This is a genomic window from Citrobacter sp. Cf136 (genome assembly GCF_030333815.1).
Taxonomy (GTDB): domain Bacteria; phylum Pseudomonadota; class Gammaproteobacteria; order Enterobacterales; family Enterobacteriaceae; genus Citrobacter; species Citrobacter freundii.
Map to the genome: position 1 here is coordinate 316,877 of NZ_JAOWFE010000037.1, position 12,676 is coordinate 329,552.

General features: G+C 54.8%; 11 protein-coding genes. 1 reads left to right on the forward strand and 10 read right to left on the reverse strand.

What is annotated here, in order from left to right:
• Window positions 1-171: 171 nt before the first annotated feature.
• On the reverse strand, window positions 172-1,392 hold the full coding sequence (fsr, locus tag OGV98_RS15335; RefSeq protein ID WP_003021788.1) for a fosmidomycin MFS transporter: 1,221 nt from the start codon (window positions 1,390-1,392) through the stop codon (window positions 172-174).
• Between the two features lie 174 nt (window positions 1,393-1,566).
• Here fsr and ushA point away from each other — a divergent pair, with 174 nt between their 5' ends.
• On the forward strand, window positions 1,567-3,219 hold the full coding sequence (gene ushA, locus OGV98_RS15340; protein ID WP_202580714.1) for a bifunctional UDP-sugar hydrolase/5'-nucleotidase UshA: 1,653 nt from the start codon (window positions 1,567-1,569) through the stop codon (window positions 3,217-3,219).
• A gap of 107 nt (window positions 3,220-3,326) precedes the next feature.
• On the opposite strand, the gene ybaK is transcribed toward ushA, so the two are convergent.
• The 9 genes from ybaK to OGV98_RS15385 all read right to left on the reverse strand — a co-directional run bounded on the left by ybaK (window position 3,327) and on the right by OGV98_RS15385 (window position 12,675).
• The gene (ybaK, locus tag OGV98_RS15345) at window positions 3,327-3,806 is read right to left on the reverse strand and encodes a Cys-tRNA(Pro)/Cys-tRNA(Cys) deacylase YbaK (protein ID WP_003021794.1); all 480 of its coding nucleotides are present in this window, start codon (window positions 3,804-3,806) and stop codon (window positions 3,327-3,329) included.
• Between the two features lie 202 nt (window positions 3,807-4,008).
• Entirely contained in the window at window positions 4,009-4,803 is a 795-nt protein-coding gene (locus tag OGV98_RS15350) for a TraB/GumN family protein (RefSeq protein ID WP_016149720.1), read from the reverse strand.
• A gap of 100 nt (window positions 4,804-4,903) precedes the next feature.
• On the reverse strand, window positions 4,904-7,405 hold the full coding sequence (copA, locus tag OGV98_RS15355) for a copper-exporting P-type ATPase CopA (protein WP_192474492.1): 2,502 nt from the start codon (window positions 7,403-7,405) through the stop codon (window positions 4,904-4,906).
• 148 nt (window positions 7,406-7,553) lie between these two features.
• A complete protein-coding gene (locus tag OGV98_RS15360; protein ID WP_202580713.1) occupies window positions 7,554-8,324 on the reverse strand; it encodes a heme ABC transporter ATP-binding protein in 771 nt (256 codons plus the stop codon).
• Entirely contained in the window at window positions 8,321-9,313 is a 993-nt protein-coding gene (locus tag OGV98_RS15365; protein WP_210943690.1) for a FecCD family ABC transporter permease, read from the reverse strand. The genes OGV98_RS15360 and OGV98_RS15365 overlap by 4 nt, the downstream gene beginning before the upstream one ends.
• A gap of 51 nt (window positions 9,314-9,364) precedes the next feature.
• Window positions 9,365-9,988, reverse strand: coding sequence for an anaerobilin reductase (chuY, locus tag OGV98_RS15370; protein WP_003021809.1), 624 nt, complete (start codon window positions 9,986-9,988; stop codon window positions 9,365-9,367).
• Window positions 9,988-10,482, reverse strand: a complete 495-nt coding sequence (gene hutX / locus OGV98_RS15375) for a heme utilization cystosolic carrier protein HutX (protein WP_003021812.1) — start codon at window positions 10,480-10,482, stop codon at window positions 9,988-9,990. Before hutX ends, chuY begins: the two co-directional genes overlap by 1 nt.
• 12 nt (window positions 10,483-10,494) lie before the next feature.
• Window positions 10,495-11,832 (reverse strand): heme anaerobic degradation radical SAM methyltransferase ChuW/HutW, encoded by a 1,338-nt coding sequence (hutW, locus tag OGV98_RS15380; protein WP_003835810.1) that lies wholly within the window; start codon window positions 11,830-11,832, stop codon window positions 10,495-10,497.
• An 18-nt stretch (window positions 11,833-11,850) separates the two neighbouring features.
• Window positions 11,851-12,675 carry a heme/hemin ABC transporter substrate-binding protein gene (locus tag OGV98_RS15385; RefSeq protein ID WP_057101242.1) on the reverse strand — a complete coding sequence of 275 codons (825 nt, stop codon included), beginning with the start codon at window positions 12,673-12,675 and terminating at the stop codon, window positions 11,851-11,853.
• Window position 12,676: the final 1 nt, after the last annotated feature.

A 12,676-nucleotide genomic window follows, 5' to 3' on the forward strand; every position in this document is an offset into this window, starting at 1 on the left:
TTTATGACAATTTTAATGTTTATGTTTATGAATAATTATTGAATTTTGAAGAAAACGGGATTTTAAAGGAAAAAAAGCACGGATCGGAAAACTACGAGGGGATGTTTGAGGCAAACGCTTATGGTCACTGTAAGTGATGACGACCAAAGTTTACCTTTGGCCGTCAGAAAATCAGGCTTTATGTCGGTTATCAGGTAAGAATATGGTCAGTATCCCCAGAAGTGGCAGGAAAGCACATATTTTGTAGACCAAATCGATACTGGTATGGTCGGCAATCAGCCCTAACACCGCGGCTCCCAAGCCACCCATGCCGAAGGCAAAACCGAAAAATAACCCAGAAACCATGCCGATACGCCCAGGAAGCAACTCCTGTGCGTAAACCAGAATGGCAGAAAACGCCGATGCGAGGATAAAACCAATGATCACGGTTAAAATCCCGGTCCATTCCAGCGTTGCGTAGGGTAAAACGAGGGTAAATGGCGCAACGCCGAGGATAGACCCCCAAATAACATATTTTCTGCCAATTTTATCGCCTAATGGTCCGCCAATCACCGTCCCGGCCGCGACGGCAAACAGGAAGGCAAACAGGTGAAACTGGGCGTTTTGTACCGATAATCCGAATTTTTGCATCAGATAAAAGGTGTAATAGCTGCTGATGCTCGCCATATAGAAGTATTTGGAGAAAATCAGTACCAGCAGGATGCTTACAGCCAGCACCACTTTATTACGCGGCAACGGATTAACGATAGCGACCTTCGGCTTTCCTTTACTCATCCGATGCTGCGCGGCATACCAACGGCTGATTTGTGCCAGGACGACAATCGCTAATAGCGCAGCCAGAACAAACCAGGCCACATTACCCTTACCATATGGCGCGATGATGACAGCCGCCAGCAACGGTCCCAGTGAGCTGCCGAAGTTGCCGCCAACCTGGAAAATCGATTGGGCAAGGCCGTGGCGACCGCCGGAGGCCATACGCGCCACACGGGACGATTCCGGGTGAAATACCGAAGAGCCGGTGCCAACCAGCGCCGCGGCGAGCAGCACCATATGGAAGCTGCCGGCCATGGCCAGCAAAACAAGCCCGCTCAGCGTGAAGCACATTCCTATGGGCAGCGACCACGGCATCGGGTATTTGTCCGTCCAGTAACCCACCACCGGTTGCAGCAGCGAAGAAGCTAACTGGAAGGTTAGGGTGATCATCCCGATCTGCATAAACGTCAGCGAGAACTCTGACTGCAATAGCGGATAAATCGCCAGGATCAGCGACTGAATCATATCGTTTAGCAAATGGGAGAGGCTGATCGCTCCTAAAATGCCAAATGAGGTGCGTGCTTTAGCAACCGACGCTGACGCGCCAGCCACAGGCTGGGTTGGTTCACTTATTGCCATAGAAAGTCACTTCTGTTTGGGTTGCGATTATGAGGGTAATCTAATTTGTTATTATTACCTGACTAACATACCTGCGGAAGGTGTTTGAAGGAAGTCTCATTTCTGAAAACATTTTCGACTATTATTTCATATCATTGTAATTTCAGTCGTTGATTTTGGCTCAGGGAGAGAAATATGAAGTTTTTAAAACGGGGCGTGGCGCTGGCGTTATTAGCCGCATTTACGCTGGCAGGTCAGCCAGCTCAGGCGTACGAAAAAGATAAAACCTACAAAATTACCATTCTGCATACCAACGATCATCACGGTCACTTCTGGCGTAGCGAATATGGGGAATACGGACTGGCGGCGCAAAAAACGCTGGTGGACGGTATTCGTAAAGAGGTGGCTGAGGAAGGGGGCAGCGTACTGCTGCTTTCTGGTGGTGATATTAATACCGGCGTACCGGAGTCCGATCTGCAGGATGCGGAACCTGATTTCCGCGGTATGAACCTGATTGGCTATGACGCGATGGCGGTCGGAAACCACGAGTTTGATAATCCGCTTAGCGTATTGCGCCAGCAGGAAAAATGGTCCAAATTTCCGTTTCTCTCGGCCAACATTTATCAGAAAAGCACCGGCGAGCGTTTATTTAAGCCGTGGGCCATCTTTAAGCGCCAGGATTTAAAAATTGCCGTACTTGGTTTAACCACTGACGATACGGCGAAAATTGGCAACCCCGAGTTCTTTACCGATATCGAATTCCGTAAACCTGCTGATGAAGCCAAACTGGTTATTCAGGAACTGAATATGGGTGAAAAGCCAGACATCATTGTCGCGACCACCCATATGGGACATTATGACAACGGCAACCACGGCTCGAACGCCCCTGGCGATGTCGAAATGGCGCGCAGCCTGCCAGCAGGTTCGCTGGCGATGATTGTCGGTGGCCACTCGCAGGATCCGGTGTGTATGGCTGCGGAAAATAAGAAGCAGGTTGATTACGTACCGGGTACGCCGTGTGCGCCAGATAAGCAAAATGGGATCTGGATTGTACAGGCACACGAGTGGGGCAAATACGTGGGCCGGGCGGACTTTGAGTTCCGTAACGGCGAAATGAAAATGGTTAACTACCAACTCATTCCCGTTAATCTGAAGAAAAAAGTGACCTGGGACAACGGTAAAAGTGAGCGCGTACTCTACACCCCGGAGATTGTTGAAAATCAGCAAATGCTTTCGCTGCTGACGCCGTTCCAGAATAAAGGTAAAGCGCAGCTCGACGTGAAAATCGGTAGCGTCAATGCGCGCCTCGAAGGCGACCGTAGCAAAGTCCGTTTCGTGCAAACCAATATGGGGCACTTGCTGCTGGCTGCGCAAATGGCGCGAACCAGCGCTGATTTTGGCGTGATGAGCGGCGGCGGTATCCGTGACTCCATCGAAGGCGGCGATATCACCTATAAGAACGTGCTGAAGGTACAGCCGTTTGGCAATATCGTGGTGTATGCCGATATGAGCGGGAAAGAAGTGATTGATTATCTGACCGCGGTGGCGCAAATGAAGCCGGACTCCGGAGCCTACCCGCAGTTTGCCAACGTCAGCTTTGTAGCGAAAGACGGCAAACTTAACGATTTGAAAATCAAAGGCGAACCTGTCGACCCAGCCAAAACCTATCGTATGGCAACGCTGAGCTTCAACGCCACCGGCGGTGATGGCTATCCGCGCATTGATAACAAACCAGGCTATGTGAATACCGGGTTTATTGATGCGGAAGTGCTGAAAGAGTACGTACAGAAGAACTCACCGCTGGATGCCAGTGCGTATGAGCCGAAGGGTGATGTGAGCTGGCAGTAACAGGGCGGAGTGCCGGATGGCGGTGCTGGCACCTTATCCGGCCTACAGGTCAGTGCGATTTGTAGGCCTTAAAGCTGCGCGCCATCAGGCATTCATTCTATAACCGCTTAATCCCGGCGGGCGATATCGGCGAATTTCGCATCCAGAATTTTCGCCAGATCGCTCGCTGCCAGTTCGATATCCAGCCCGCGTTTGCCGCCGGAAACATAAATGGTGTCAAACGTTTGAGCAGGCGCGTCGATAAGCGTCGGCAATCTTTTTTTCTGCCCCAGCGGGCTAATACCGCCTACCAGATAGCCGGTAGTGCGTTGCGCGACCATGGGATCGGCCATATCGACCTTTTTGGCACCCAATGCTTTGGCAACCTTTTTGAGATCCAGTTGACCTGCTACCGGTGTGACGGCGACCGCCAGATGCTTCATGTCGCCATTCACGGCAACCAGCAGCGTTTTGTAAACCTGGTCCGCGTTCAGACCTAACTTTCGCACCACTTCATCACCAAAGTTCGTCTCGGACGGATCGTGATCGTAGGTGTGGATCTGGAAAGAAATTTTGTTTTTTTCGAGTAATTTAACGGCGGGTGTCATAGCAATTTTCCTGGCCCAGACAAAATACGACTCAAGCATACGCCTGATGTCTGTCTAAAAAATAGTACCATCTTGCGCAATAGTATTGGCAGGATGATGACTTTGAGCGACAATCGAACTACACCGACGCTTTAAGCGCCGGGATCATAATAATGATGAAATTCCTCTTTGACGGGCCAATAGAGATATTGGCCATTTTTTTTTACCGTAACATCTCCGGCAAATTTCCTTCTCCGTATAAATGCAGCGCGCCAACGGCCACGACGTAGTGACCAGCAGGCATCGCTCTGAGCCGATCGCGCCAGGCTGTGTTGCGTTGATGCATCAATACGTCATACAACGACTGGCTAAAGGTATTGGGAAGCGTCAGTTCGCTATTGTGCGGTGGCGTTTCAAGCCACCAGCCCATCATCTGCTGGAGCAGTCTGGCATTGGTATGCCAATGCGTCAGAGTATCGTCCAACAGGGCCAGTCCGTTATCAGGCAACTGACATAACAGCTCGATTTGACTGGATGCGCCTTCCAGTTCGATTATCGGTTTATGCGCCTGTTTAGCCGCATTCAACAGTTGATAATCAATCCCGTATTCCGCTCGCAGCCCTAGCTGCTGTGCCTGCGTTGCCTGTAATACCATGGCAATTTGCCACAACGGCTGAGTAGATAACAAGGATGGGGAAATGCCCAGTTCGTTGGTGACTTTACGCAGGTTTTCTAACTGCTCCGGGCTGAGACGTTCTTCGAGTGCAGCAAAGATCGGAAGGTTGGCAAACGGCGCGTCGTCACCGGAAACATCCGCTTCGACAATCAGCGCATCGGCATGCTTGAGCTTTTTGAGTAATTTGGCAGGCAGAGGCGCCATATCGCGGCTGCCCATGTGAATGCTGCCAATCAGATGAAAATGGCGGTTGCCGGGCAAAGAGATGTCGATGGCAGGCCAGGTATAGTGGTTGCCGCGCAGTGCAGACCATAATGCTTTTACCCGGTATAACAAATCCATACGACCTCCCTAAGTGGAGAACCATGCTAGCGCGTGGCCGGAAAAGTCGCAATGTGTGAATTGCCGGATGGCGCAGTTGATAGCGCCATCCGGCAAAGGGTTACTCTTTAGGTTTGAAGCGCAGCAGTCGGTTCGCGTTGCTCACCACGGTAATGGAAGAAAGCGCCATCGCCGCCCCGGCGACTACCGGGTTGAGCAGCGTGCCGGTGAACGGCCACAGGATCCCAGCGGCAACCGGGATGCCGATGCTGTTGTAGATAAACGCGCCGAGCAGGTTCTGTTTCATATTGCGTAGCGTTGCCCGGGAGATAGACAGCGCATCCGCAACGCCCATCAGGCTATGACGCATCAGCGTAATCGCGGCTGTTTCAATCGCCACATCGCTGCCGCCACCCATGGCGATCCCTACATCGGCCTGAGCCAGCGCAGGTGCATCGTTGATACCGTCACCGACCATGGCGACCTGACGCCCCTGGCTCTGCAGACGCTTGATCGCCTCGGCCTTACCGTCCGGCAGAACGCCCGCAATCACCTCGTCAATACCCGCCTCTTTGGCGATGGCGTTGGCGGTCGTTGGGTTGTCGCCGGTCAGCATCACCAAACGATACCCGGCGCGGTGCAGGCGCTGGAGCGCTGCCACGCTGTCGCTACGCAGTGGATCTCGCACCGCTAACAGCGCCGCTGCTTTACCATCAATCGCCAACAGGACCGGAGTTGAACCCTGGGAAGCCTGAGCGGTGATTTCAGCCTCCATTTCAGTGGTATCTACCTGCTGTTCATTGAGCAGTGCCTGATTTCCCAGCAGCAACGTATGACCTTCGGTCTCGCCGCTGACGCCTAACCCGCGCAGCGTACGGAAACCGTTGACCTGCGGCAGCGAGACATCGCCTGCTTTGTCCAGAATCGCCCTGGCCAGCGGGTGGCTGGAACCCTGTTCAAGGGCTGCAGCCAGACGAATTGCCCGCGCTTCATCGGTGTTGCCAAACGTTTTGATGGCGACAACCTGCGGTTTGCCTTCAGTCAGCGTCCCGGTCTTATCAAAGACGAGAGTATCGAGCGTGCTGGCGCGCTGCAGCGCATCGGCATCGCGTACCAGTACCCCAAACTCAGCGGCACGCCCCACGCCGGAAATAATCGACATCGGCGTTGCCAGACCCAGCGCACAAGGGCAGGCGATAATCAGAACGGTGGTGGCAATGACCAGCGTATAGACAATCTGCGGTGCTGGTCCAAAGAAATACCAGATAGCCGCACTGACCAGCGCAATGGCGACCACGACCGGAACGAACACCGAGGAGATACGGTCGGCCAGTTTGCCAATTTCCGGTTTGCTGCTTTGCGCTTGACGCACCATACGAATAATGCGTGACAGCGTGGTGTGACTGCCAACGGCGCTGGCGCGGAACAGCACGCTGCCGTCCTGTACGACCGTACCGGCGTGGACGCTATCGCCTTCACCTTTTTGCTGAGGAATCGGCTCACCGGTGAGCATAGCTTCATCCAGCCAGGCTTCGCCCTGGGTGATTTCGCCATCGACCGGCACGCGGTCGCCGGTGGTCAGGCGCAGTAACATTCCCGCCTGAACGTCTGCCAGCGGCACGTTCTTTTCACCTTCGTCAGTAACGACGCGTGCGGTCGGTGGCGTCAGATCAAGCAGTTTTTCCAGCGCTTTGGATGAGCGCTGGCGAGCCCGCGCTTCCAGCATGTGTCCGAGGTTAATCAGACCAATAATCATGGCGCTGGCTTCATAATAGAGGTGTCGCGCTTCCATCGGGAACCATTGCGGCCAGAGGTTGACGCTCATGGAATAGAGCCATGCCACCCCTGTACCCAGCGCGACCAACGTATCCATAGTCGCGGTGCCGTTCATCAGGCTTTTCCACGCATTGCGGTAAAAGTGACCGCCCGCGAAAACCATCACCGCAAGCGTTGCCAGACCAATCGTCAGCCACAGGCTGCGGTTGTCATCGCTCACCATCATGTTGTCGCCAATCATTCCCCATACCATGACAGGGATACCCAGCAGCAGCGCGACGGCTGCCTGCCAGCGAAAACGTTTCATGGTTGCCACGGCGGTTTCTTGCTGACGCTCGCGGCGCTTAGCATCATCTTCAATGGCTTCTGCGCCGTAGCCTGCTTTTTCCACCGCCTGCACTAAATCTGCGGCGGAGGCACTGCCCATTACCAGCGCAGTGCGTTCCGCCAGGTTTACCCGTGCCTGGGTGACACCCGGTACGCTTTGCAATGCATTTTGTACACGGGTCACACAACTGGCGCAGCTCATGCCGTTTAACAGCAACTGTTGGCTGTCATCATCAGCCGTAGCTGCCGGAAGCTCGGAAGGGACCGCTGCCAGTGCTTCCGACGGGATTGATGACTCCGTCAGCGGTTTAGCCTTTGGGTGGCTTAACTCCGCGCCGTAACCGGCTTGTTTGATGGTTTCAATCAGCGCTTCTGCGCTGGCGCTCCCGGTAACATGGGCCTCTGTCACGGTAACATCCGCTTGCTCAACATCCGGACGTTGTTCCAGACTTTCTTTAACGCGTTTTACGCAGTGACCACAGGACAAACCGTCCAGGGTTAGATCGATTGTTTGAGACATAACCAACTCCTTCATTGCAGGTTTAACTGACTGTGATAAAGGTTAAACCTTCCAGCAAGGGGAAGGTCAAGGGTGTTTTTAGAAAAGATGAAAAAAGGGGCGAAGGGGGAAAAAAACGGGAACGTCACCTCAGAGCGTTCCCGGTCTGTTATTGATTGAGAACGATAAGCGGCGTTCGATGCTCCGGTTCATTTATGACCGTGAGATCGGCACCGTACAGCGCGTTCAGCGCCCGTTGCTTCAGGACATCCTGCGGATACCCGTTATCAATAATCCTGCCGCGTTCCATCAATACCACGCGGTCGGCATAACGCGCTGCGAGGTTGAGATCGTGCAGGACGCAGCAGACGCTAAACTGCCGTTCACGCGCCAGGCGACGCAGCAGACGAAAAAGGTGCTGCTGGTGGTGAATATCCAGGGCGGAGGTAGGTTCATCGAGAAATAACCATTTGGGCCGAGGCACGGGCTCCCAAAGCTGAACCAGCAGACGTGCCAGCTGTACTCGCTGTTGTTCTCCTCCCGACAGATGCCGGTAATCGCGCGCGGCCAGCGCCTGGCAGTCGCACAACGTCATGATGTGTTCCGTTTCATCGCCCGTATTGCGCGTGCGATACGGATGCCTGCCCATGCGAATGACTTCCTGCACGCTAAACGGGAAGGCCATATGACTGTTCTGGCGCATCACGGCACGGGTTTTTGCCAGCTCGGTGATTGACCATTCGTTCAGCGGCTTGCCGAATAAGCTACAGCGCCCACTGTGAGGTTGCAGATAACCCGTGAGCTGGCGGAGCAGCGTTGATTTCCCGGCGCCATTCGGGCCCAGAATCGCGATAATCTCTCCTTCAGGTAGCGTCAGGGAAACATCATCGGTCAATCGTCTGCCCTGAATGTGGTAAACCAGATTTTCAGCAACGATCATGACACCCTCCGGCTACGCAGTATTAACCACAGAAAATACGGTCCTCCGATCAGGCTGGTTAACAGACCAACGGGCATTTCGGCAGGCTGCACCAGAGTGCGGGCCAGCGTATCGGCAATCAGGAGTAGACAGGCGCCCGCCAGCGTAGAGCAGGGAATCAACCAGCGATGATCGGCGCCGGTAGTCATTCTGATCAGATGTGGGATCACCAGGCCAATAAAGCCAATTACGCCGCTGACGGAAACGGCAGCACCAACCAGTAGCGAGCTGAGCAACAGTAACTGCTGGCGCTTACGTTTGACGTTCACGCCGAGGTAATGCGCCTCTTCATCACCCAATTGCAGCAAATTAAGCGTGCCCGCCATACAGACGGTGACAGCAATGGCTGGAAGAACAAAGGTACTGGCAACCAGCAGCGTTGGCCACTGGGCCTGGCCGAGATTGCCCATCATCCACAGCGTAAGTTGACGTAGCTGTTGCTCATCGCCCACATAGCTCAGCACGCCAATAGCCGAACCGCACAAAGCATTGATAGCGATACCGGCTAACAGCAGTTGCATCATTCCGCCGTGGCTATGACGCTGGCTTATCAGGAAAATAATCGTGCAGACCACCATGCTGCCTGCGACGGCAAAAATCATCTGCTCATACAGCATCAGCACCACGGGAAACGAAAAGGGGATAACTATCGCGATACCGACCATCAGCGCGGAGCCGCTACTGACACCAAGCAGGCCAGGATCGGCCATCGGATTGCGAAAAAGCCCCTGCATAATGACCCCTGCCGTTGCCAGCGCTGCGCCTACCAGAACGGCCAGCAACACGCGGGGCAAGCGGATGTTCAACCAGATGTCACGGTATTCGTCGTTGAACAGCGCGCTGAAGCTAATGTTCAGCGCCCCCTGGCTGGCTCCGAAGAGCATCAGAGCGACCAACAACAGAGAAAGCCCCGTCAGAATGCTGACGGAAGAAAGCGAGTCCTTAAGCACGCAACGCTCCATAACGTCTTTGCGGCGCGAAGTTCCCGCGCCGCGAGGGGTTTACGCGGGTTTCAGTCCTGGCTCAACCAAACTGTAAATCTGGTTATTGAGTGACGGGGCTGTAGCCAGTTCGTGAATGTGCCTTGCAACATCTGCACGCATCACAAAACCATGGCACTCCTCGGCCTGTATCCGTTGCGCCTGACCTGTGGCTGCACCGTTCAGCAAACCGCCGGGGCGGAGAATGGCGTAGTCCAGTTGACTGGTTTGTAGCCAGCTTTCAGCCAACGATTTTTCGCGTACCGCCTGACCAAATGCGGCCCTGGCGCGTGGGGACAAAAAGGGCCAACTGTCGCCACAGCCAAGCGAAGTCACCAGAATCATGCGTTTGATCTCCGCTTTTTCTGCTTCATCAATGACGGTTCTGTGCGCCAGATAATCCTGGGCACCGCCCATGGAGGAGATCACCGTGGCATGTTGACCCGCTGCGCGACAGGCACAGGCGGTGACCTGGCTGTCGCAGGCGTCGCCAATGAAGACCTGCACACCTTTTTCCTGCAACCCGGCAGCGACCTGCGCGTTGCGAACGACGGCAATCACCGGACGTTGTTCCGCCAGTGCGAGTGCCAGTGTTTTCGCGCCGACGCCGCTACCACCTGCACCAAAAATGAGCCATGGAGCCATCAGGCATGTTCCTTTAAGGATGAAGACAGCGCGTGAAAGGCGCTGACCTGGTCGGCCAGTAGCTGACGATGCTCATCCCGACCGAGGAAAATTTTGAACATAGCGCTACCCGCCTGGTTAAAGAAGAGAATGGACGCGGTGTCCATGCCCATAAATTTGCGTTCAATCAGGGCGATATGTGTGCAGTTTTCTGCCTTGATATGACCGGTCATGCCTTTTTTGCCGCGCAGGTTGAAGTAACCGTGGCGGTGGAATCCTGAAGGTAATTCACCCGTGAATTCCAGTATGACATCAGCAGTATGGACCAGGGTGGTGACTTTGCCCCATTCGCTGACGGTTTCCCAGACGGTATCAAATTGATCGCCGGAAACCAGCGTCGGGGAGGGGAGGTTTTTCACCACCTCCAGCAGCGTGGTGTTGTACTGGGCTGCGATAGCTTCCAGCGTACCGTCCGGCTCAGTTTTCAAAAAATCCTGTAAAGAGACATGGCTCATACTTCACTCCTTTTATGGTTGCTCTACCGCAATGCGCGGCGCGTTAAGTGCCTGAATCAGTTCATCAAGAGACTGCAAAATATTGCTCGCCCAAAAACGCCCTTCATTGGTCAGGCGTACACAGGTGCTGGCATCTCGCGTCAGTCCTGCGTGATGCCACTGGGTCAGTAGCGGGGTCAGTTTTTGTGCATGAGGTGTCAGTTCATCCAGCGGGACGCGGGCCGTTTCAATACCGGCCTGGAGGGTGTGTCGCCACTGGAAACCACGCTCGGCGGTGCGCATCATCATCATGAGCGGTTTTTTTCCGGCGGCGATGGATTCATGCCATGTGGTCAGATTGCGCTCGACCATCCAGGAATAGCCATTGACTGACCCTCCTGCGCCAGAGCCGAATGCCAGACAGTCTGCGCCCTGTTTAATCAGCAGGTTGTACAGATTGCGTTCCCGTGTGGTGCGCGCCCAGTGGCTGTTGCTGATGCAGCGCCAGCCCGCGCTGTCCATAAAATCGCAGCCCTGAAGATAGAGGTCGCGACGTTCGGCAGGAGAGGGAACCGTTGTGCGCCCGGTTTCAACCGCTTTGCCAAGCGGTGTATTAGGGAGCAGGTTCAGAGCATAAAGATCTACGCCGTCGAGGCCGATGTCGCGGGCAATCGCCAGATCCTCGCTCCACACCTTTGCGTCCTGTCCTGGCAGACCAAACAGCAGATCGCAGACCACGGCGGCTCGATCCCGTTTTACCAACCCCTGCATAAAGGCCATCGCGGTCGGGCCGTCCGAAGTGCGCGCCATTTTCTTGCGGATCCGGCTGTTAAATGACTGAATGCCGATCGAAAATCGATTGGCGCCAGCGTCAAGGCAGGCATCTATTCGCGCATCGTCAAAATTGAGTACCCGCCCCTCAATGGTGATTTCGCAGTCCGGCGCCAGCGGTAGCTTGTCACGTAGTGCGGTGATGATTCTGGCCAGATCCCGTGCCGACAGCGCAGACGGTGTACCGCCGCCAAAATAGACGGCGTGAATCGGGGCCGACTGATGCAATGCGCTATCGGCTTCCATCTCTATTTCGCGTAATAGCGCGTTGGTGTAGCGGGCGCAGTGATCCTCTTCAAAGCGGTTTTGATAAAAACCGCAGAAAGTACAATGTGTTGCACAGAAAGGGATATGCAAGTACACCAACCGTTTCCGCGGTGGGGTTGGCTGGCTGATGACCTCCTGCCAGGTTTGTGACAATAGCTCTTTGGCAACCGGGATCGCCCCACGCCAGGGCATCGTGGCGCGGCGATCCTTAAATGGCTGACTTCCCTCGAGCGCAAAATGCGCGGTGAGATCCAGCGAGTGTTCAGTTTTCATTGTTCTTTATAAATCCAGTTAGTGAGGCCAGAATTGCTGGTGCAGGGCTTCAACCGCATCGGCGACGCGCGGCCCCATACCCAGAATCAGCGCCTGGTCAATCGCCACAATGCGCTGGTTTTTCCAGGCCGCAGTGTGGGTAATCCCGGCAATCGCGCTCAGACGAGCCAGACCGCCATCGACCATTTGCGACGTCACCACGAGCACCTCTGGGTTGGCGGCGATCAGCGATTCCGCGCTGTAGCTTTTATACTGCGCATGGGTGGCGACATTTTGTGCGCCTGCGAGGGTCATAATGGCATCGGCAACGCTGCCTTTTCCGGCGACCTGTGGCGCGCTGCCGCCAGCGGAGAGAATGAACATGGCTTTGACCGGCGCGTTTTTCGCTGCCACGTTGTGCTGAACGCGATCCAGACGTTGACGTATGCGATCGATCAACGTCTCACCTTGTTCGGGAATGCGCAGGGTTTGAGCCAGTTCCCGAATGTTGGCGTACATCTGTTCGACGGTGGCCGGTACGCGCGGCAACGTCACGACGTTAACTTTTTGCGCCCGCAACTGATCCAACACGATTTGAGGGCCAGCATCCTGCCAGGTGATAAAGCTGTCCGGATGCAGCGATAAAATGCCCTCGCTGCTTAACTGCTTCCAGTAGCCGATATGCGGGAGTGCGGCAGTTTCGGGTGGATACGAGGTGGTTTCATCAACGCCGACCACCCGGTTGCCGATGCCCATGGCGTATATCAGTTCGCTAAGAGAGCCGCCCGCCACCACCAGGCGGTCGGCGGACTGGGCACTGAAAACGCAGGCGAGGCTCAGTAAGCCAATCAAGAGTTTTTTCATC